Source organism: Chthoniobacter flavus Ellin428 (assembly GCF_000173075.1).
Lineage (GTDB): Bacteria > Verrucomicrobiota > Verrucomicrobiia > Chthoniobacterales > Chthoniobacteraceae > Chthoniobacter > Chthoniobacter flavus.
In genome coordinates, this window is the sequence record NZ_ABVL01000023.1 from 38,241 (window position 1) to 58,606 (window position 20,366).

Sequence of the window (20,366 nt, forward strand, 5' to 3'; positions counted from 1 at the left end):
GTAGGCGGTGAGCGCCCGCGCGGACAGGAGGGATAGGAAGAATAGGAAATAGAGGAATAAGACTTCGATCCGTCCTATTGTTCCTCTCCTTCCTATTTCTCCTATTGGAGGAGCAGCCGCTACGAGGGCGGTATTTCTGCGGACTACTTCGTCGTTACCCGCCAGACTTCGGCGGAATTGCTGCCGTCGAAAACGGCGAAGTCGTCCGGGCGATCGGTGCCAATCAAGGCGATCGGCGGATGGCCGTTTTTGTAAAACTTCTCCTCGCTGTGAATGCCCCGGTGGTCGATGTCCACGACGACGCCTTCGCATCCGCGGCCATCGCTCGTCCCGGCGAGGAGCACGAGCGTGCCGTTGCCGAGAAAAACCGCCCGCGGCCGGGCCAGGTGTGAGGCCAGCATCTCCACGTCATCCGACAATGCATCGAGCCAGAAAATCGCGACGCCTTGTTCGCAGCGTGCGACCACCGCGCAAGGCAGAAACGGCGCGGAGGCGTCGAAGCCCAAAATTGGGGACTCAAGCTCCCAGCGCCGTTCGGTCTTCCCATTTTTGAACAGAAGCAGAAAGGGCCCGCAGGCAATCCAGACATGTCCTCGCAGGGCGAAGAGGATGACCTCTGAAGAAGTTCGAACGGGTAGTTGAAGCACCAACGAGACATCGAAGGAGCCGATGAGACGTCCGTCCATCGCGCGCTCCTCCAACAACAGATGTCCATCCGAGATGCGCAGCACCCACCATTGGGTTCCGCTAATGCTCAGGGTGAACGCATCGTTCGCTACCCAACTCGGAACGCCGACGCGTAATTGTGCCGGGTTCGTATCGGTCGTGGGAATGACTTGGACGTTTCGATCCGTTGGCAGCGGAATCGGGACGAGAAAGTCGGGCTGGCTTCGCGCCTCATCGGCGGTGAGGGTCAACAAGGTCCGAGCCCCTTTTGGGCCACAGGTCCAGGAGGCGGCGTTCTGAAACTGTCCCTGCCAATTGCCCCGTAGCAAGACCATCTGGTTTTGCTTGTTCGCCAGGACCACGAATCGCGACCCCACCCGCCGGACGGCAAGCCACTGCAGACCGCTGGGCAGCGGAATGGAGCCGAGAAGGTTTGGCTTGCCGAGGCGACCGGAGCCCGCCTTACGCGGCGGCGGCGGGGGTGGCGGCAAAGCCAGAACCTTTTGGAGTGCCGTGGTACGATCGGCGAGGAAGCGGCTAGCATCCCGGGCCAGCAGCCGATCTTCCGGGGCGAGCCGGGCGATGATCTGAACTCCGCGGCGGATGTGCTCCAAGTCATCGCCGGCGAGTCGCTCGCTGAGCTTTACGCGCGCCAGGTCGGTGGCAACGACGCGCACGGTGAGGTCGGGATACGACTCGCGCAACTTTTCGAGCACCTCGCCAAGCGGAATGCTCTTGGCCACTGGAGTCGTCTCTTTTCGCAGCTCGGCAAGCCGCTGGCTCGTCGCTTCATGCCGGGCCAGCCGGCCCAGGAGGGTAAACTCCGCGCCGAGGCATTGCGCGGCCTGTGGTCCACCTAGCCAGCCACGGCGCAGCAGGGCAATCGCTTCGTCAGGTACGCGCAGTCGTTGCTCGAGCAATTCCGCCGCGCCGACGAAATCGACCGCCGCCACCTTCACCTCGACCGCCCGTCGATAGGCGACCGCCGCCGCCTCTTCATTCTCCAGTCGCCGCTGCAGATCGCCCAGCTCGATCCATTTCCCTTCCTTCTCGTAAATCGCCACCGCTTCCGTAAAGAGCCCGCCCGCGACGAAACATTCCGCCGCCACCATCGGCTGGCGAAGATGATCTCGATAGAGAATCGCTGCCTCGGCAAACAGCCGCCCTTCCTTCAACACGGCTGCGGCCGCGGCAAGATCGCCCAGCAACTCCGCATAAATGTAGGCCGCGCGCTTGAACCTCCCAAGTTGCTGCTCGTGCAAAGCCAGCTCCCGATAGCGCTTGGTCAACTTCTGGCGCAAGGCCCACGGTACGTCCCATGGATCACTCGCCCGGCCGCCGCCGATATTCCCGAGGTTGAAATTGACGTTGCGCGTACCGAGGCGTGTGCCGGGTGGAGTTCGACCGCGTCCGGGTGAGCCGCCCAACGGCAAGGCGTGGCGCAAGCCGCGGTCCGGATCATTTTCCAGCATTTTCATGAGCCGCAGCAGCTCGCTGTGGCGCAGGTCTTCCATCTCCTGGGTCAGCCCGCTGAGCTTGGCGCTTGCCCAGTCGAGCACCTGGTTGATCCAGTTGTTCTTCGGTCCGCCGGACGGCAGCATCGAGAAAAACTTTTGCACCGCGCCGGCGCCCAGCCCGCGCATGGCCCGGCCCATTTTTCCGGACATCCCGGCAGAGGGCTCGTCCGGTCGCGGCGGGAGATTCTTGATCGGATCCGAGCCGATCTCCTTTTGCGCGTCACCGAAGATGTCTTCGATCTGCGGCAAGGTGTGCCGCACTACTGCGGCGATGTGCGAGTTCAGCTCCGCACCGGCCCGCGCGGCATTCCAATCCGAGGACGCGACTTCCGCCGACGCCAGCAGTTGCCAGACGCCGCAGGCCTCTGCGGGATCAAACTCCACGACGCCGATGGCGGGATGAAACAGCGTCACTGCGGCGCGGCACAGCGTGGCGATCTCCGTCGCGGCCACCGGAGGAAAAAGCTCGGCCTCCACTGGCAGAAACAGTTTTTCGGCGATCGTGCCGAGGGCCATCGCCCGTACGTCCTTCGGCTGAGCTGCGCTTTTTGGTGGAACGACCAGCAGACCGCTGGGCTGATAATCGCCGGCCTCGCGAGGCACGATGTAGCAGCGCATGCCTTCCAGCGGGATCCGCCAGCGACTGAGCTCTGCGAGCCAATCCGCCGGCTTGCCGCCGGACAGGAACCACGCGGCCGTTTCCCGCTGTGCGCAATCGCAGCGTCGAAGGTGAAGGACGCGCGGGGTCATGGTGCGGGGGCGGCGAAGGCCTTGAGAATTGCCCAAATTTCTTCCGCAGGAGCATCAAAATTATCGCCGATGAAGAACCGATCGCCCCAAGCAAGATCGGTCCCTGTCCATGCGGCGAGCCGTTCGTTGCCCAGGCAAAGAGTCAGCTCCGGTAATTTGGGATTGGCACAACGAAGATGCAGCAGCCCGCAGCTATCGATCCAGGCGCGACGGCCATCCTGCCACCGTGCCATTTTCAACGAATAACCCAGCCGCGAGGATGTCTGGACCGGTACGAAATCCTGCACATCTTTTGGCGGCTCGGTGGGAACCGAATGGAGAACGATCGCCGATTCTGTCGATTCGCTCCCTTGGGCAAAACCCAGCCAGCACCACCTGTCCGCCGACAGCCCCAGGCAGATTTTTCCCTGGCCGGTGAAACCCAGACGATGAATACGACGGCGCACCGCGAGGGCCAGTGGCGATGATGGCGAAAACCAAAATTTATCCGAAATCGGGTGCGGCGCCGGCCATTTTTTGCGGCTGGGTAAATCGACGAACATTTTCTTGCCGTCCGCAAGGAGCACGAGCAAACGACGGCCATCGTCGGCGACGCGCAGGACGACCCGCAACTCGCCCAGCTGCATGATGGGAGTGCCGCTTCCGTTATAGACTTTGCCATTGCTCAACACGGCCCATGGCATCACGGAATCCTCGTTGTGAAAGACCTGCAGAATCTTTCCTCCTGGCAGTTCGTTCAGGAACACGATCGGATCCAGGTTCAATTGCTGTCCATTCCAACTCAGCACGCACCACACGCCTCGATGGTTGAGAAAGTACCGGCCGTGAGAATTTCCGGGAGAGAGAAACGCCAGGCTCAACATCGCGCCTGTTTTCAGGTCGTGGACCTGGGCGCGATCGGTGCACACGACGAAGATGACATCGCTGCGAATGTCGACCCGAAGGGCGGGCTGGGTCAGTTCCCAGTCGTGGCTGTGCAGGAGTGCGCCTTCCAGGGAGAAGACCCGGCAGGTGAGGTGCCGGAGGCCGTTGATGGTCTTCGCAACGCACAGTGAGCCGTCGGGAAGCTCTCCCAGCCATACGGCGCGGCCGAGCGGCAGCTCGGTGGTGACGGTGCGCGCGCCGCGTAGGGACCAACTCGGGGTTCGGACAGCAGGATCCCAAACGAGCAGCCGCCGATCTTTCATCACACACGCGCCGCCGCCGTTTCGCCGCCGAATGGATTTCTGAACCGTGCCGAGCACCGGTATGAGCAGGGGAAAAGGCTTTCGTGACAGGATCAACAGCAATTCGGGATTGGCCGTGCGGTCAACCAGCATCGGCCGCTTCCCGGCTTCCGCCGCCGGTGGAAACAAAGCTTCGATATCCACTTGGGCTGCGCACAGCGGCGACCCGCCGTGGGGATGGCGGAGTAAAGCGAAATGGCCGTCGCGTTCTACGAGCGCAACGTAGAGCGCGTCGAAATGGGCCCTCGCGAGTTCGCTCTGAAAGTCGGGATCTTCCCAAACTTCTCGATGCGTGATGAGCACGCCCTCGGGGCGCTCTTCCTGCTGGAGACGCGTGTGAAAGGCAGTCAGCGCCAGTCCGGGATGCGCATGGGGTTCCAGCTTCCCGAGATGGGCGATCACCCCTTCCCTGCTGAGCAGGTCGACCGCCGCGATCTCATGGCCGCTGGCGCGAAAAATTGTACACTTCTCGTGAACGGAACTCTTCGCCACCAGGGCGAGGGCCACCGCCGTGGCCAGCACGCGCGGCGTTCCCCACAGCCGCACGCCGGAATCGAGCAGAATGGCGAGCGTGCTGGGCGGCTCTTTGGCCGGAGGTTCGCGACGCAGATAGAGCGCTTCATTCACCGCGATCCGCACCGCGAGGGTGAGATCGTCGTGGGCGAGCTCACTCAACAGGAGACGGTCGGGGTTGCCCCGATTAGTGATATCCGCAAAACCGCCGATCGGCATTTCGTCCTGTTCCGAGAGCCGGCGGGGCAACTGGATCGCCGCCATGAAATCGCGCACCAATCGCGCGAACCCGGAGTGCTCGGCATCGGCCTGCAATTCCTCAATTACCTGCCGGACTCGAGTCGCCGGGGGGATAGGCACTGGAGCTGGATGGGGCACTTCGTCGAGGCCGGTGCGAAGGCGCAGTTCCAGCGTCTCCAAATCCATCCGGCCAAAGCCTTCGTGCATAATCTGCCACGACCAGTCGATGTAGTGCGTCGGCGCGATCGCATTATTCAACATCGTGTCCGTCAGCACACCGGATCGGACGATCTCGAGCAGGGAGTGGTAGCATTCCGGGGATTTTCCACTGCCTGCGGGTGGATACTTTCCGCGTCCCGCAGTTTTTTGGCCAAAAAGCATCTCGGCCACCGTCGCCTTGGCCTTCCACGAGGCGCGCAAATCCGCCGGGAGCTGGGAAACGGCGCTCAAGTCATTTTCGACCGAGGCCTGCATCTGCCGGAACTGTTCATGAGCAGTCTGAAACGTCAGTTGCTTGCCATCATCCAACTCGCCTTCCTTGCGGGTCGGAGCCCAGCTTCTCGCAAATGATCCGGAGTCTGGCAGTCGGACCTTGCCGCGAAACGCCGCGAGCAGAAGGACGAGCGCGTCAAAAGGGGGCCACTCGTGTGGGATCAACCACTCGAGGATCTGGATGATCTCCTGCCGGAAGGCGATGGTGGTGCCGTCCTTCCAGGCGAGCACATCGCCATCGTCGGTCCAATGCCACGCCGATTGGCGGCTGGATGCGAGATAGATGATTGCCGATTTGTGCGGGTCATCCATGGCCGAGCGCCTCCGCCGTCCAACGCACCGCGCTGCGCAGCGCGGGGACGAATTGTTCCTCCCGCAAAATTTCCCATGATCCGTCGGCGTGAGCGAAAGCAGTGTCGCCCATGCCGAGCGCCAGCCAGCGGCGGAGCACTCGCGGTTCGAGCGCCGGTTCGCAGGCAAAGCCGCAGGGAACGGCCACGCCTTCCTGCAAATGAAAACGTTGTCCGGCAATGGCCGGCGAGGGTGTGCCCTCGATCCACACGCGCCCATCGCGCGCGGCGGCAAAACGGAGTGGGCGCAAACGCACAGCCGAGACTTCCTCTGCCCAGGCGAGCCACGAGGCGATATTCGTGAGCAACGCATTCGCGGGCAACTCGATCGCCGAGCGCATGAGACGGAGCGGAGCGGGTTCGTCCGGCTGAGTCGCGCCGAGCGCCTGCGGCAGCGTGACCGGCAGCCACTCGCGCAGCGGACGCCATTGCGTGGCGGTGAGCCGGCCTTTCGGCACGCGGTGCCCTTCGGCGATCAATTGCCCGTCCGCTTGCACGGCAAAGCGGTGCAGACCGGAAATTTTTTGCAGGGCGAGGGCCAGGGGATCGTTCCACGACGGACCACGGAGCCAGACGGTGTCGGCCAGCGGCGCGACCTCCAGGCCGGGAAGCAGACGCAACGCCGCCAGACCCTCCGCCCCGGCTGCGTCGATACAAGCCACCCAATTCGCTGCGGTGCTCATGATTTCAGCGTTTGAACTGAGTCCACAGTTCCGCGACTTTCTGCGCCAGGAATTCTCGCTGCTGCTGGTCGGCCACCCATTGGCAACGGCCATCGAGAATGCCCAGCCGGTCGCGCAGATAAGCGAGCTCAGTGGCATCGGCTTTCGGTAATTGCGCGGCGATGGCCTCAAGATCGCGCGCCAGGTGTTCGGCATCGGCTTCCTCGCCGGCGCGGGAGCGTGGGTGATCGCCCCCCGCCGCCGCTTCCTGTCCGAGCGCCGTGTTGACGAGCGATTGCAGGACTTCGCACTGCTCCTCGGTATCCCAGATGTGCTTGAGCACCCACAGGTCCGAGAGACGTGCGGCCATGCGCGTGCAGAGCAGTGCGCTGGCGGCGATGAGCCGTTGCAATTTTACCGCGCGCCGGTCGGACAAGACGATGCCCGCGTGACGAATGCGCTGCACGAGTTCCGCGTAGGGCCCGCGCACCGCGGTGAGATCGACGAGCGGGAGCAGCTTTTGCAACGCTTCCACATCGTCGAAGTGCAAGGTGGCGGGCGGCAAATGTTCGGCTCGTTGCTGTTTCCAACCCGCGTCGAGCACGGCAATGAGCTGTTCGGGAGCGACGTTGTTCGAGCGCACGCGGAGCAGGAAGCGGTCGAAGAGCGCCTTCAGCGCTTCGTCTTCGGGGAGATGATTGCTTGCGCCGACGAACATCAGCGCGCGCATCCGCCGTGACTCCTTGCCGCGGCGAAAGAGCCGTTCATTCAGCGCGAGCAACAGGCTGTTGAGGATCGCGCTATTGGCATTGAGCAGCTCATCGAGAAAGACGAGTGACGCTTTCGGCCAGCATGCCTTCGGTGTTGGTGACCAGCTCGCCCTCGCGCAGCTTGCGGATATCGAATGGGCCAAAGAGTTCATTCGCCTCGGTGAAAGCGGGTGAGCAGATAGTCGAAAGCTGTGGCCGCCCATGCGCTCGGCGAAGTTCGTGAACCCAGCGCGCTTTTCGCCGTGCCGGGAGGGCCGAGCAGGAACAGGTTTTCGCCGCCCCACGAGGCAGAGCCCGAGCAGGTCGACGATTTCGTCTTTACCCACGAAGCTTTGCTTCATGGGGTCGAGCACTTCGGCGTGGAGCCGGCGGGCTATCTCGAGGGCGGAGGGATGTTCGACAGAGGTGCTCATGGAGTGGTTTGCAAGGCGGTGGCGATTTCCGGAGCCAGCTCGGGATAGGCGCCCAGAGCGGCTTTCGCCGCCGCGCGGACGGCATCGTCGTTCAGTCGCGCGGTGTCACCGCTGAGCAGGATCCGGTCGATATAAAGCTGGCGCAGGCAAGGGTCGCGGAGCAGACGGGCGGCATTCACCGTGCCTACGCCCTCCATGCCCACGGAAGAAAGCGGCCACGCCCGGGCCAGTGCGAGCAGTTCCGTAACGAGCGGATCGTCTGTCGAGACGCGCCGGGCGATTGCCAGGAGGTCGGGCAGAAAACGGAAAACGAGATCGACCGAGTAGTCGACCGCCGGAGATTCCGGACAGGGGCACGGCTCACGGAGAAAGGCGGCCATCTCTGCGGGCGGAATCTCCCGGCAGACGAGTGCCTGGCATCCGCGATACAAGCGTATGGCGGCCCAAGTTGCGGCTGCGGGGACCAGATCCGGGGCGGTGCCTGGCAGGTTCTGGCGCTGCACGGCATCCCAACCCCGGACGATTTCCTCGACTGCCCCGCCGATCGTTTCCTGATCACTGACGACGGCTAAGCCATTCTCACCAAGCTGTATCAAAAATTCCGGCAAATCCATGGAGTGGGGCGGACTTTGTCGCATGAATTTCCGCGCGCGGCAAATCGGGAACGTGTGCGGAACGAGGAATTCAATCGTCACCGCGGCGTGCGCGAATTTACGATGGCTCTTCGTCGCTCGACTCTTGTGCTTCCCGCCTGGAATGCCGCGCGGCCATCCAAAACAAAATGGAAGCCAGCCCGACGGCGAGCGGTGCGGGGAAGAGGAACCACAAATCCGGCATCGGCGAATCCGGCCGGATGGGAGCGACAATGTTCCAGATGAGCAGGCCGCCGAGCACGACCGAGGGCGCCGCGAGCAGCACCGCCGACCAGTGCCCACGCGATGCCGGCCAGAAGCTGATAATCCCCATCACGACGAGCATGAAGACAATCCCGAAGATCCAGGCAAGGGAGTTGTCGATGTTATCGGGATACCACGGCAAATGCGTCACGTGGTGTTAGGATAGCACATCACACGCCCGACGGAGGCACACCGCGAGTTGGCGGCGGGGCAGGGCAGACCCTATGCCTCTCCAGAGTAAGGAGCAAAGTTCGACCGGCTTTCCGATCTAGCTTGGATAACTCCCCGTCACCATAAAGATAGTATCAGCTCCCGCGATATGAGTGGTGAACTTATCATTGTAACCGCCCAATTCCTTCATGGCGGGGTAGCTCCCGTAAAAGTTCACTTCGAGCGCATGTAGCGATTTTAATGACGCGTTCTTATTGGTAAATCACAGGGGGTTTATACGTAAGTTGTCCACTGATTAGGCCTATGACTTGCTCCATAACATGACATGGCCAGCCCCCTGAACTTACTCATTGCCGAAGACAATCCCGACGATGCCGATCTGCTCATCTGGGCCCTGCGCGGTGCGGGGTTCGAGTTTGAGTATCACGTTGTCTCCAAGGAAGAGGACTTTCTTCGTTGGCTAAGTCCTTCGCTGGACTTGATTATTTCCGACTACGAGATGCCGGGATTCGGCGGCATGCGCGCGCTCGAGCTCAAGCAACTCGCCGAGATCGATGTGCCCTTCATCATCATCTCCGGCTCCATCGGCGAAGAAATGGCCGTGGAAGCAATGCGCCGCGGCGCGACGGATTACCTGCTGAAGGGGTGTCTGAGCCGGCTCGAGTCCGCCGTGACCCAAGCCATTTCCCAAAGGCGATTGCGCCATGAGCAGCTCAAAACCGTGGCGCAATTGCGCGAGAGCGAGGAACGGTTTCGCGAGGTAGTGCAAAACATCGAACAGGTCTTTTGGATGACCAATGTCGAAAAGACTGAAATGCTTTTCGTCAGTGACGCGTATGAAAAAATCTGGGGTCACACCTGTGAAAGCTTGTACGCCTCGCCGAAGCAGTGGCTGGAAGCGATCCATCCGGAGGATCGCGAGCGCGTGCTGGCGGCCGCGCTGACCCGCCAGGTGGACGGGAGCTACCAGGAAGAATATCGCATCGTTCGCCCCGATGGCGCGGTGCGCTGGATCAGCGACCGTGCATTCCCCGTGCGCGATGCGGATGGCAATGTCTACCGCGTGGCCGGCATTTCGGAGGACGTCACCGAGCGCCGCCAGGCGCAATTCGATCTCCAGTTGTTCCGCAAGCTGGTCGACGCCTCCAACGATACTTTCGAAGTCATCGACCCGGAGTCCGGGCGCTTTTTGGACGTGAGCGCCAAAGGGCCGGCGGAGTCCGGTTTCACCCGCGAGGAATATCTCAAGATGAGGGTCTTCGATATCAACCCGGATATCCCACCGTCAGTGTGGAGCCGGTACATGGAGCAGATGCAAGCCGGCGAGGCGGTGACCGGCGAAGCGCGCCACTATTGCAAGGATGGCACTGCCTACCCGATCGAGTTCAATGGGAAATTGGTCCAGTTGGAAAAGCCGTATGTGGTGGCGGTGATTCGTGACATCTCTACGCGGAAGCTGTCGGAGGAACGCATGCGCGAGCAGGCGGCAATGCTCAATCTCGCGCACGATGCGATTTTTGTGCACGGCTATTACGACGGGCTCATCACCTTCTGGAACAAGGGCGCCGAGAATCTCTACGGATGGAGCGCGGACGAAACGCTGGGAAATCATTTCCGCGAATTCATTGACATCGATTCCGCCCAACTCGAGCAGCGGAACGCGGAACTCCTGATCAAGGATGAGTGGCACGGAGAAATCATCCAGACCGATCGCCAGGGCAAGAAAGTGATCGTGAACTCGCGAGCGACGCTGGTGCGCGACGAGAGGGGCAAACCGAAGTCGGTGTTCCTCATTCACGCCGACATGACGGAGCAACGCGAACTCGAGGCGCGTTTCTTGCGCGCCCAGCGGATGGAGAGCATCGGCACCCTGGCCAGCGGCGTGGCCCACGATCTCAACAACATTCTCTCGCCGATCATGATGTCCGTGCCGCTGCTGCGCCGGAACCTGGAAAAGGAAACTTTCGAGAACGTGATTTCCACCATCGAACTCAGCGCCACCCGTGGCGCGGAAATCGTCAAGCAGGTGCTGACTTTCGGCCGGGGGCTCGACGGCGTGCGCCGTCCGACATCGCTCGCGTCGATCATCCAGGAAATCATCAAGATCCTCGGCCAGACCTTCCCGAAAGACATTCGCATCGAGACGGAACTCGCTCCGGACCTCTGGCGGGTGGTCGGCGACTCCACGCAGTTGCACCAGGTGATGCTCAATCTCTGCGTGAACGCGCGCGATGCCATGCCCACCGGCGGCAAGCTGCGTATCCGGGGTAAAAATGCCATGGTCGACAGCAGCTACGCGGGCATGCTGCCCGGCGCCACGGCCGGGCCCAATGTGATCCTGGAAGTGCAGGACGAGGGGACCGGCATCCCCCCGGAAATCGTCGAGCGCATCTTCGATCCCTTTTTCACCACGAAGGGCTTGGGCAAGGGAACCGGCCTTGGCCTTTCCACGGTGTTGGGCATCATCAAGAGTCATCACGGGCACGTCGGGGTTTCCAGCCAAACCGGCTTCGGGACGACGTTCCGCATTCACCTGCCTGCCATGGGCCAGGAAAGCGAGGACGCCAGGGCCAGCCAACCGCTCAACGGATTGCCGCGCGGCAATGGCGAATGCCTGCTCGTGGTCGATGACGAGGAACACGTGCGCCGGCTGGTGCAATTGTCGCTCGAAGCCAGTGGCTACACCGTGTTGGTCGCGACCGATGGCACGGAGGCGCTCACCACGTTCGCCCAAAATGTGGGCCGCATCGATCTCGTCATCACCGACCTCATGATGCCTTACATGGGCGGCGTGGCGCTCATCCACGCGCTGCGCAAGATCAGGCCCGGCATCCCGATCGTCGGCTCCACGGGCCTGGCGGAAAAGCGGCAACTCGCCGAGCTCGAGCAAATGAATATCCAGGCGCTGCTCAACAAGCCCTACGGCAGCGACACTCTGCTGCAAACCGTCCGTGAGGCCCTGGCAACGCGCGGAGGGAATGGGCATGTGGCCGCAAACGATTTAAGCGCAGCGTTGGCCGGAGGATGATTGGCGGGCGGCGATCTTCGCCGTCGGCGGGGGCGATGGGAGTTATGGGAGTCCTATACCTCCTATTCTTCCCATTCCTCCTATTTGTCGAGCGGTGCGCCGTCATCTTTGAGACGCGCAGAGGTTTGTCGACATGCGAATGCAGGACATGAAAGACTCTGCTCGCATCCAGGAGGAGGAGCTATCCTTTACCAGTGGCGGCCGAAGAATTGGCATCCAGGCATGGCGTAGCCAGCGGGCGTATTCGCCGGCGGTGCTCGTCTTGCGTGGTGCCGGCGGAGCGGACGCCGGGAACCGCTACATCTCGCACATGGGGCGCGCCGTCGCGACGCAAGGGTTCGACACTTTCCTCGTGGAGTATTTCGACCGGACGGGAACTACGTACGCCACCGAGACACTCATCAAGACGAATGGGCCGGCCTGGCTGGAGACGATTCACGACGCGATCGATTTCCTTTCGTCTCGAGAGGATGTCGATACCGAGCACATCGGCATGTTTGGCTATTCGCTCGGCGGCTACCTCGCCGTGGCGCAGGCCGCGCGGGACGAGCGTGTCAAAGCCATCGTGGAACTCGCGGGTGGCGTCGATGCGGAGACGGCCGCGGGCGTGCGGCGGTTGCCGCCGATGTTGATCGTGCATGGCCGCGAGGATCAGCGTGTGTCGTTTACCAATGCGCTCGAGCTGCAAAGCCTTTGCGAGAAATTACACACGCCGGTGCAGACGCTCTTTCTCCCGGGCGAACGGCATTTACTTTCAGCCGGCGCGGGCCTGGTCGCCGTCCGGCAGGCGTTGCATTTCTTCGACGCGCACCTTCGGTGCAGCAACGCGGCGCTCTGCTAAGACCGGCCCCCCGTTTTAACGCAGTCCACATGAACTTCGTTCAGCACAGTGGATGAAAATGGGTTAAGCTGTTACGGGACGTCCTGGCTGGTCCGAGGTCGTAATCTCTGTGGTGTGATAGAACCTGCAACGCAGTCTGACCCGGGCCTCGCAGTCGAACCACAGATTGTTGCCATGAGCACGCGGAGCAGATTGTCTCCTTAAGCGAGGTCTGGCCAGTCCGGTCGTTTCCATAACCAAGAAGCCGCCATGCACCTCATCCTTGGTAAACCTCCGTGACGGGTTTTTTCTTCCTCCAATCTATTTTCGGAGCAGAGGACGCCGAGAACGCAGACGGCCCCAGAGGAAGAGTGAAGTGAAGTGCGCTACGCGTTTTTTTTGGGATCGACATTCGCCGCCGGGTTCCTCGCCGCCGGGTTCCGCGCTTTTTCATCCTTCCGCCTTCATCCTTTTCTTCCTCTGCGGCCCTCTGCGTTCTCGGCGGCTCGCCCATTACCGGCTACCACTATTCCCCACCTCCGCCTCGGTCCTCTGCGCTTAAATGCAGCAGCGGCAATAGATCAGGCGTTCAATCGTTGCAGAAACTCCCGTGCCTTGGCCAGTGCCCGCGCTCGATGGCTTTCCTTGTTCTTGGTCTCGGCGGAGAGCTGGCCGAAGGTCTCGCAATATCCCGCAGGCACAAACAGCGAGTCGTAACCGAATCCACCTTCGCCGCGCTCCCGGTTGATGATCACCCCTTCGACCGCGCCGTCGAAAGTGCCGAGCACAGCGCCATCGCGGGCCACGCACATCACGCAACGGAAACGCGCGGATCGCGCCTTGCCACGCACGGAATCGGCGGCGAGTTCGCCGAGGAGCCTGGCGCGGTTGTCGGCGTCGGTCGCCTCTGGCCCGGCGTAGCGCGCGGAGATCACGCCCGGTGCACCGCCGAGGGCATCGACCTCAAGGCCGGAATCATCACTCAACACGTAGCTCGGGAAGAGCTGCGAGCCGGCGATGGCTTTGATCGCTGCGTTTTCCGCGAAGGTCGCCCCCGTCTCCTCGGGCGCGGGGACTTCGGGATGCGCGTTGAGATCGGTCACGTCCCAATCGGCACCGAGGATCGCGCGGATCTCTTCCGTTTTGTGGGCATTCTTCGTGGCGATGAGGAGACGAGGCATGATGGCTGAGCATGCCGAAGAGGGACGCCGCAAGGCAAGCGGACGGAGACCACGGACCATGAACGAGGACAACAATATTGCGCTTGCTTGCATCTTGTGGCGACCCCCGCCAGAGTTTCAGCCCTTTTTCCGTCATGAGCACCGAGCGCCGCCGTCCATATCCTTACGATCAGATTGAGCCCAAGTGGCAGGAACGCTGGGAATCGGCGCGCACCTTTCACGCGCCCAATCCCGGGGACCCCGGGTTCGATCCCGCGCGGCCGAAGTATTACGTGCTCGATATGTTCCCTTACCCCAGCGGTGCGGGGCTGCACGTGGGTCATCCGGAAGGCTACACTGCCACGGATATCATCGGGCGTTACAAGAAGATGCGTGGCTGCAATGTGCTGCACCCGATGGGCTGGGACGCCTTTGGCCTGCCGGCGGAGCAGTATGCGATCAAGACGGGACAGCATCCGTCGGTCACGACCGCGGAGAATGTTGGGCGCTTCCGCACGCAGCTGAAAAAGATTGGCTTTGCCTACGACTGGCAGCGCGAGGTGAACACCACCGACCCTGGCTACTATTGCTGGACTCAGTGGATCTTCCTGCGCCTCTACCACAGCTATTTCGATCCTTTCCTGCAGAAGTCGCGCCCCATTTCGCTGCTCGAGGATGCGCTGGCCGATGAGCCGAAGCGCACCGACGAATGGAAGGACGACGACTACCTGGCCGGCCTGCGCGCCCACAGCGGCGACCTGCCGCCGGAGCGCCGCCGCGCAGTGCGCGAGGCCATCATCGATCATCATCGCCTGGCTTATGTGAGCGAGGCGCCGGTGAATTGGTGCCCGGCCTTGGGCACGGTATTGGCGAACGAAGAAGTCATCGACGGCAAGAGTGAGGTCGGCGGCCACCCGGTCGAGCGCCGGCCCATGCGCCAGTGGATGCTGCGCATCACGACCTATGCCCAGCGGCTCATCGATGAGCTCGACGGGCTGGACTGGCCGGAGTCGATCAAGCTGCTGCAACGCAATTGGATCGGTCGCAGCGAAGGCGCCGAGGTGCAATTTACCGTCGCGGGTTCGGAAGAGAAGATCACCGTCTTCACCACCCGGCCGGATACCCTGTACGGCGCCACTTATATGGTGCTGGCACCGGAGCATCCGCTGGTCGAACGCATCGTCACGGAAGAGCAGGCGGGCGCCGTGGAGGAATACAAGGAGAAAACCGCCCGCAAGAGCGACTTGGAGCGCACCGAGCTTTCCAAGGAAAAGACTGGTGTGTGGACCGGCGCCTTTGCCATCAACCCGGTGAACGTCGAGCGCATCCCGATCTGGATCGCGGATTACGTGCTGCTGGGCTACGGCACCGGCGCGATCATGGCGGTGCCAGCGCACGATGAGCGCGACTGGGAGTTTGCCCGCAAGTATGCGCTGCCCATCCGCGAGGTCGTTTCGGATACGCCGACGCTGGGCTTGGGCGGAGGCTCGAGCCCGTGCCAGGCGGAGCCGCTGGAAGTCTTTGTCGGCGAGGGTTATGCGATCCATTCCGGCCCGTTGGATGGACTGTCCACAGCGGACGCCAAGGTCGAGATCGTGCGGCAGCTCACCGGCCGCGGGCTCGCCCGGAAGACGATCAACTACAAGCTGCGCGACTGGCTGTTCTCGCGTCAACGCTACTGGGGCGAGCCCTTCCCGATCGTCTGGGAGGACGGCAAGCACCGGGCGTTGCCGGACACCCATCTGCCGGTGAACCCGCCACCGCTGGACGACTTCAAGCCGACCGGCACCGGCGAGCCGCCGCTGGCCAAGGCCACGCAATGGGTCCGCTACTCCGACAAGGCGACCCGCGAGACCAACACCATGCCCCAGTGGGCGGGTTCCTGCTGGTATTACCTGCGCTATTGCGACCCCGTGAACCACAACCGCTTCGTCGGGGTGGATGCCGAGCGTTATTGGATGACCGGCACCGTCGAGCAACCGGCCGGCGCCAAAGTGCGCCCCGGCGGCGTCGACCTGTATGTCGGCGGTACGGAGCACGCGGTGTTGCACCTGCTCTATGCCCGTTTCTGGCACAAGGTGCTTTTCGATCTCGGCTACGTCAGCACGCCGGAACCCTTCCAGCGACTGGTCAACCAAGGCATCATCCTCGGTGAGGATGGGCAGAAGATGTCCAAGAGCCGCGGGAACGTGGTCAATCCGGACGACGTCATCACCGAATACGGAGCGGACGCCCTGCGCTGCTATGAGATGTTCATGGGACCGCTGGAGCAGACCAAGCCCTGGAGCATGGCGGGGGTCGAGGGCGTGGCCCGCTTCCTCGCCCGCGTCTGGCGTCTGGCCGTGGAAGAAAACCAGGCTGGCGAATGGGTCCTCTCGTCCGCCCTGCAGGACATCGAGCCCGACAAGGCGCAGCTCAAGGTCATCCATGCCACCATCAAGAAGGTGGGCGAAGACATCGAGTCGCTGGGCTTCAATACGGCCATCTCGCAAATGATGATCTTCGTGAATACCTTCACGAACGCCAACCCGCGTCCACGCAAGGCTTTGCGCAGCCTGTTGCAGGTCCTGAACCCCTTTGCCCCGCATCTCACCGAAGAGCTCTGGGAACGGCTGGGCTTCGACGAAAACGGCGCCAAACCGCTGGCGACCGAGCCCTGGCCGGCCTACGACGCAGCGCTGCTGGTCGAGGACGAGATCGAGATCGTTCTGCAGGTCAACGGCAAGGTCCGCGACAAGATTATCGTCAAGAAAGAGGCCTCCAAGGAGGAGGTCGAGGCCGCCGCCCGCGCTTCCAGCAAGATCGCCGAGTGGACTGCTGGGAAAGAGATCAAGAAAGTGGTCGTCGTTCCCGGCAAACTGGTGAACATCGTCGTCGCCGGTTGAGGCGAAAAAACCTGCAACTTTATAGGCAGCTTGGGGGTTGTACGACGTTAATCCCTCGTAATCTCCATATGAAGCTGCCAAAACTTACCCGAAATCAGTGGGTGCTCGTGGTCCTGTTGCTCCTCCTCACAGGTCAAGTCGTCCATTATTTCTGGACCCATTGGGGGCTCGTCACCGTGCACTCCAAGGGACAGCCGCTCAGCCAGGTGATTCGGACGATCGAGAAGCAGGGGCACGTCACGATCAAGACCAACATGGACCTGAACAAGGCCGTAGCCATGTGGGTGGACAACGTTTCCGTCGCGGAGGCCATGGAAACGCTTTCCACGGTCACGGACTCGCGCTGGCAGCTGACCTATTACATCGGGCCGGATAAGAGTTCCGTCTCCAGCGCCCTGGCCAATTTCACTGCCGGCCAGAAAACCGAAGGCTGGCACCGCCTTTTCGTCCCGCTCCAACCTACGGGCGAGGAGCCGGACGTGCTGCCCGATCCGCGCAAGGATACGTGGACGGTCAAAACCATTTCGGATGCGACGTTGCAAGGTTACCTGAAGGAAGCGGCCAAGAATGTGTCCGCCACTTTCTATGTGCCGGAGAATTTCAATCCGGCGGTGAAAGCGCCGAAGTCGGGCGCGATCACTTCCGCCCTGCCGAAGCTGGTCAGCTCCGCGCATGGCAAATATGAAGAGGTCTTTTTGCTGCAGGGTTCCGAGCGGCGTGCCGACCGGGGCGAGGATCGCCGTGACCGTGGGGCGGACGATGGCGAGCCGCGTTTTGCCGGTAATTTCGGAGATGGCGGCCGTGGCCGCGGCGGTTTCGACCGTGACGCCGTGGAGGAGCGCTTCCAAAATGAGATCGCCAAGTTGCCCAAGGCCGAGCACGACGCCCTTGCTGCGGAACATGCGCAACGCAAGCAGTTCTTTGATTCGCTCCGCGACATGACGCCCGAGCAGCGGGCCGCCGCGATCCAGCAGATGATGAGCGATCCGACCGTGCAGGATAAGATCGATAACGCGAGCAATAACCGCGATTCCCGTCGCACCCCGCAGCAGCGCATTCAGCGCGCCGGCGCCTATCTCGGGCGCATGGCGGCGGCCACCGGCAAGTAATGAAGCGTCCTATGTTGCAGTCATCCAAGAATCGCGGCTTCACGCTCATCGAGTTGCTGTGCGTCATTGCCATCATCGCCATCCTGGCCGGGATTCTCATGCCGGTGGTGCAGAACATGACCACCAAGGCGTACGATACGAAGTGCATGAACAACCTGCGGCAGATTGGCGTCTCGGCCAATGCCGCGGCCACGGATAACGACAACGTCTACCCGATCGTGGAGATCGATCCCAGTGGCAACGTGGTCTCGGATGCCTTGGGCGTTCCGGCCAAGCCGATTGATCAGGCGTTGGCGCCCTATGGCATCACTCCGGTCAATCTCCAGTGCCCGGCCGATTTGAGGGGCCCGAACTTATACGCGCAGATGACCCCGCACTCGAGCTACATGTGGTCTCCCTATTCCGAGGATAACAACGAAAACACGCCGTCGATTCTCTCCCGGCGCCGCGGCGTCCTCATGCAGATTCCGCCTTCGCGTCTCCAGTTGTGCACCGACTGGAGCGCGGTGCATTACGCCTCGGACGGGAACGTCGGCGCGGGCAAAATGATCTACGCTTTGTACGCCGACGGCCACGTGCGGACCTCCCGGCGGGCGAAAATGCCCAAGAAGTAGCGCCTTGGGAAATGGCTTGCGAATCGAACTGATCTTCGCCTAGCGGTCCGATAAGGGGCATCGTGCAACGGCGTTGCAGCGTACGGGTTTTGCTGCTAACACTCCGACCGCATGCCCACCGCTCCTCAAAACCAGACCGGAATCCTCGCGCTGGAGGGGGAAATCGATTTGCATCGGTCTCCGCAGGTCAAGGAGACGCTGGAACCGCTCGTCTCGCAGAAAGTGCCCCGCATCCTCGTGGACTTTTCGCAGGTCACTTACATCGATAGCTCAGGCCTCGCGACGATGATCGAGACGCTGCAGCGCATCCAAAGTTACGGCGGAAAGTTTGCCATGTTTGGCCTGCGCGACAGCGTGCGCAACATCTTCGAGATCGCTCGACTCGACCAGATCTTCAGCATCTATCCCGACCAGGCCACCGCTGTCGCGGGGACGTAGAATTTGCTTACTTCAGCGTATCGAGCGCCTTGTTCACCTCGGCGACATGCGTCCCCGGCGAGACACTCAGGTCGCGCCAGACGATCTTGCCTTCCTTCACGAGGAAGGACTGCCGCTTGGCAAACCCGAGGAACGTCGGCACGCCAAAGGCTTTCGCCACGGCGCCATCGGAATCGGCCACCAGCACGAACGGCAAATGGTATTTGTCCCGGAACTTCTTTTGCGCGTCGGGCTGGTCCTCGCTCACTCCGAGGATCTGCAAACCGCGCGCCTTCAATCCATCGAACGAGTCGCGCAGGCTGCACGCTTCCTTGGTGCAGCCCGGGGTGTCGGCTTTGGGATAGAAATAAACGAGGGTCACCCCCTTGCTGTAGTAATCCGCGAAATGCACCGGTTGGCCGGCTTCATCGGGAGCCGTGACCGCTGGAGCCGGCGCCCCGATATCGATGGCAGCGGCAGTTTTCAGTCCTAGAAAAGCGAGAAACGACATATAACGAACGAGATGCGAGATCTTCATTACGTTTATACTGCGGATGACAGCAACTTTTGGATGCGTCGCCGGAGCGGAATCGAATGGGCGCAAGCCGGTGAACAAAATTTTCCGCGCATCCAAAGCGAGATGTCGGGCGCAGAAGATCAACGTGGCTGATCAATTTCCTGCTTCATCCGCGACTCTCCTGCCTCTCGCTCGTCGGGCGCTCATCACCATGCGCCAGTGGGTGGACTCCGATTATTTCCCCGAAGGCCCGGACGCGGTGCGGGAGCGACCGGATCGGTTCGAGTTCCGCCGCTGCCTGCCGTTTCTCTTCCTCCACCTCGGTTGCGTTGCGGTGATCTGGGTCGGCTGGAGCCCGGTGGCGGTGGCCGTGGCCATGGCGCTTTACCTGGCGCGCATGTTCGCCATCACCGGTTTTTACCATCGCTACTTTTCGCATCGTTCCTTTCGCACGTCCCGGACGATGCAATTTCTCCTCGCTGTCTTCGGCAATACCGCCATCCAGCGCGGCGCGCTTTGGTGGGCGTCTGTCCACCGCCATCATCACAAACACGCCGACCAGGAGCCCGATGTGCATTCTCCCGGCCTGCGCGGTTTCTGGTGGGCGCACATTGGCTGGATGACGAGCAGCAAAAACTTCCCGACGAACTACGATTCCATCCGGGATTTTGCACGGTACCCGGAACTCGTCTTCCTCAATCGCTTCGACCTCATCGTGCCGTTGCTTTTCGGTGCCGGCCTCTACTTCCTCGGCGCCATCCTGCACGTGCATGCGTCCGTCCTCGGTACCTCCGGCGCGCAGATGTTCGTCTGGGGATTCTTCGTCAGCACGGTCGTCCTTTTGCACGGCACGCTCTTCATCAACTCCCTGGCCCACGTCTTCGGTTCACGCCGTTTCCAGACCGCGGATGACAGTCGCAACAATCTCGCGCTGGCCGTGATCACCCTCGGTGAAGGCTGGCACAATAATCATCACCGCTACATGGGCGCCGCGCGGCAGGGATTCGTCTGGTGGGAAATCGACGTCACTTACTACCTGCTCAAGCTGCTCTCCTGGGCGGGCTTGGTCTGGGACTTGAAACCCGTCCCTCGCAGCGTGCTCGAGGAAGCGCATCGCCTGCCGGTCGTCCCGGAAGCGGCATAAACACAG

15 protein-coding genes are annotated in these 20,366 nt (G+C 61.9%); 7 read left to right on the forward strand and 8 right to left on the reverse strand.

The window, feature by feature from the left end; all coding sequences use genetic code 11:
• Nucleotides 1–143: 143 nt before the first annotated feature.
• From CFE428DRAFT_RS25835 to CFE428DRAFT_RS25860, 6 genes are all read right to left on the reverse strand, one after another.
• Complete coding sequence (locus CFE428DRAFT_RS25835) at nt 144–2,933, reverse strand: hypothetical protein (protein WP_006982636.1); 2,790 nt, start codon at nt 2,931–2,933, stop codon at nt 144–146.
• A complete protein-coding gene (locus CFE428DRAFT_RS25840; protein WP_006982637.1) occupies nt 2,930–5,716 on the reverse strand; it encodes a hypothetical protein in 2,787 nt (928 codons plus the stop codon). Before CFE428DRAFT_RS25840 ends, CFE428DRAFT_RS25835 begins: the two co-directional genes overlap by 4 nt.
• Nucleotides 5,709–6,437, reverse strand: coding sequence for a hypothetical protein (locus CFE428DRAFT_RS25845; RefSeq protein WP_006982638.1), 729 nt, complete (start codon nt 6,435–6,437; stop codon nt 5,709–5,711). Before CFE428DRAFT_RS25845 ends, CFE428DRAFT_RS25840 begins: the two co-directional genes overlap by 8 nt.
• Nucleotides 6,438–6,441: 4 nt before the next feature.
• Nucleotides 6,442–7,599: an AAA family ATPase gene (locus CFE428DRAFT_RS41575; RefSeq protein ID WP_006982639.1), complete on the reverse strand. Its 1,158-nt coding sequence runs from the start codon at nt 7,597–7,599 to the stop codon at nt 6,442–6,444.
• Nucleotides 7,596–8,237, reverse strand: a complete 642-nt coding sequence (locus CFE428DRAFT_RS25855) for a hypothetical protein (protein WP_157447633.1) — start codon at nt 8,235–8,237, stop codon at nt 7,596–7,598. Before CFE428DRAFT_RS25855 ends, CFE428DRAFT_RS41575 begins: the two co-directional genes overlap by 4 nt.
• Nucleotides 8,238–8,310: 73 nt before the next feature.
• Nucleotides 8,311–8,646, reverse strand: a complete 336-nt coding sequence (locus CFE428DRAFT_RS25860) for a hypothetical protein (protein WP_006982641.1) — start codon at nt 8,644–8,646, stop codon at nt 8,311–8,313.
• Between the two features lie 345 nt (nt 8,647–8,991).
• Between CFE428DRAFT_RS25860 and CFE428DRAFT_RS34510 the strand changes: the two genes are divergently transcribed.
• Both CFE428DRAFT_RS34510 and CFE428DRAFT_RS25870 read left to right on the forward strand, forming a co-directional pair.
• Nucleotides 8,992–11,694, forward strand: a complete 2,703-nt coding sequence (locus tag CFE428DRAFT_RS34510; RefSeq protein WP_006982642.1) for a hybrid sensor histidine kinase/response regulator — start codon at nt 8,992–8,994, stop codon at nt 11,692–11,694.
• A gap of 148 nt (nt 11,695–11,842) precedes the next feature.
• The gene (locus CFE428DRAFT_RS25870) at nt 11,843–12,535 is read left to right on the forward strand and encodes an alpha/beta hydrolase family protein (RefSeq protein ID WP_157447634.1); all 693 of its coding nucleotides are present in this window, start codon (nt 11,843–11,845) and stop codon (nt 12,533–12,535) included.
• A 560-nt stretch (nt 12,536–13,095) separates the two neighbouring features.
• On the opposite strand, the gene rdgB is transcribed toward CFE428DRAFT_RS25870, so the two are convergent.
• Nucleotides 13,096–13,695: an RdgB/HAM1 family non-canonical purine NTP pyrophosphatase gene (gene rdgB, locus CFE428DRAFT_RS25875; RefSeq protein ID WP_006982644.1), complete on the reverse strand. Its 600-nt coding sequence runs from the start codon at nt 13,693–13,695 to the stop codon at nt 13,096–13,098.
• A gap of 134 nt (nt 13,696–13,829) precedes the next feature.
• Between rdgB and leuS the strand changes: the two genes are divergently transcribed.
• The 4 genes from leuS to CFE428DRAFT_RS25895 all read left to right on the forward strand — a co-directional run bounded on the left by leuS (nt 13,830) and on the right by CFE428DRAFT_RS25895 (nt 18,720).
• Entirely contained in the window at nt 13,830–16,559 is a 2,730-nt protein-coding gene (gene leuS / locus CFE428DRAFT_RS25880; RefSeq protein WP_006982645.1) for a leucine--tRNA ligase, read from the forward strand.
• A 68-nt stretch (nt 16,560–16,627) separates the two neighbouring features.
• A complete protein-coding gene (locus CFE428DRAFT_RS25885; protein WP_006982646.1) occupies nt 16,628–17,668 on the forward strand; it encodes a hypothetical protein in 1,041 nt (346 codons plus the stop codon).
• 11 nt (nt 17,669–17,679) lie between these two features.
• The gene (locus CFE428DRAFT_RS25890) at nt 17,680–18,282 is read left to right on the forward strand and encodes a type II secretion system protein (protein WP_042725814.1); all 603 of its coding nucleotides are present in this window, start codon (nt 17,680–17,682) and stop codon (nt 18,280–18,282) included.
• Nucleotides 18,283–18,393: 111 nt separating this feature from the next.
• On the forward strand, nt 18,394–18,720 hold the full coding sequence (locus CFE428DRAFT_RS25895) for an STAS domain-containing protein (RefSeq protein ID WP_006982648.1): 327 nt from the start codon (nt 18,394–18,396) through the stop codon (nt 18,718–18,720).
• Nucleotides 18,721–18,727: 7 nt separating this feature from the next.
• Here the strand turns inward: CFE428DRAFT_RS25895 and CFE428DRAFT_RS25900 are convergent, their stop codons facing one another.
• A complete protein-coding gene (locus CFE428DRAFT_RS25900; protein ID WP_006982649.1) occupies nt 18,728–19,237 on the reverse strand; it encodes a peroxiredoxin in 510 nt (169 codons plus the stop codon).
• A gap of 190 nt (nt 19,238–19,427) precedes the next feature.
• On the opposite strand from CFE428DRAFT_RS25900, the gene CFE428DRAFT_RS25905 reads away from it, so the two are divergent.
• Nucleotides 19,428–20,360: an acyl-CoA desaturase gene (locus CFE428DRAFT_RS25905; protein ID WP_006982650.1), complete on the forward strand. Its 933-nt coding sequence runs from the start codon at nt 19,428–19,430 to the stop codon at nt 20,358–20,360.
• The last annotated feature ends 6 nt before the right edge of the window (nt 20,361–20,366 follow it).

What these genes read in the sequence shown, in the direction of transcription:
- CFE428DRAFT_RS25835 (WP_006982636.1), bottom strand. Translation starts at nt 2,933, where the DNA reads ATGACCCCGCGCGTCCTTCACCTTCGACGCTGCGATTGCGCACAGCGG.
- CFE428DRAFT_RS25840 (WP_006982637.1), bottom strand. Translation starts at nt 5,716, where the DNA reads ATGGATGACCCGCACAAATCGGCAATCATCTATCTCGCATCCAGCCGC.
- CFE428DRAFT_RS25845 (WP_006982638.1), bottom strand. Translation starts at nt 6,437, where the DNA reads ATGAGCACCGCAGCGAATTGGGTGGCTTGTATCGACGCAGCCGGGGCG.
- CFE428DRAFT_RS41575 (WP_006982639.1), bottom strand. Translation starts at nt 7,599, where the DNA reads ATGAGCACCTCTGTCGAACATCCCTCCGCCCTCGAGATAGCCCGCCGG.
- CFE428DRAFT_RS25855 (WP_157447633.1), bottom strand. Translation starts at nt 8,237, where the DNA reads ATGCGACAAAGTCCGCCCCACTCCATGGATTTGCCGGAATTTTTGATA.
- CFE428DRAFT_RS34510 (WP_006982642.1), top strand. Translation starts at nt 8,992, where the DNA reads ATGGCCAGCCCCCTGAACTTACTCATTGCCGAAGACAATCCCGACGAT.
- CFE428DRAFT_RS25870 (WP_157447634.1), top strand. Translation starts at nt 11,843, where the DNA reads ATGAAAGACTCTGCTCGCATCCAGGAGGAGGAGCTATCCTTTACCAGT.
- rdgB (WP_006982644.1), bottom strand. Translation starts at nt 13,695, where the DNA reads ATGCCTCGTCTCCTCATCGCCACGAAGAATGCCCACAAAACGGAAGAG.
- leuS (WP_006982645.1), top strand. Translation starts at nt 13,830, where the DNA reads ATGAGCACCGAGCGCCGCCGTCCATATCCTTACGATCAGATTGAGCCC.
- CFE428DRAFT_RS25885 (WP_006982646.1), top strand. Translation starts at nt 16,628, where the DNA reads ATGAAGCTGCCAAAACTTACCCGAAATCAGTGGGTGCTCGTGGTCCTG.
- CFE428DRAFT_RS25890 (WP_042725814.1), top strand. Translation starts at nt 17,680, where the DNA reads ATGTTGCAGTCATCCAAGAATCGCGGCTTCACGCTCATCGAGTTGCTG.
- CFE428DRAFT_RS25895 (WP_006982648.1), top strand. Translation starts at nt 18,394, where the DNA reads ATGCCCACCGCTCCTCAAAACCAGACCGGAATCCTCGCGCTGGAGGGG.
- CFE428DRAFT_RS25900 (WP_006982649.1), bottom strand. Translation starts at nt 19,237, where the DNA reads ATGAAGATCTCGCATCTCGTTCGTTATATGTCGTTTCTCGCTTTTCTA.
- CFE428DRAFT_RS25905 (WP_006982650.1), top strand. Translation starts at nt 19,428, where the DNA reads ATGCGCCAGTGGGTGGACTCCGATTATTTCCCCGAAGGCCCGGACGCG.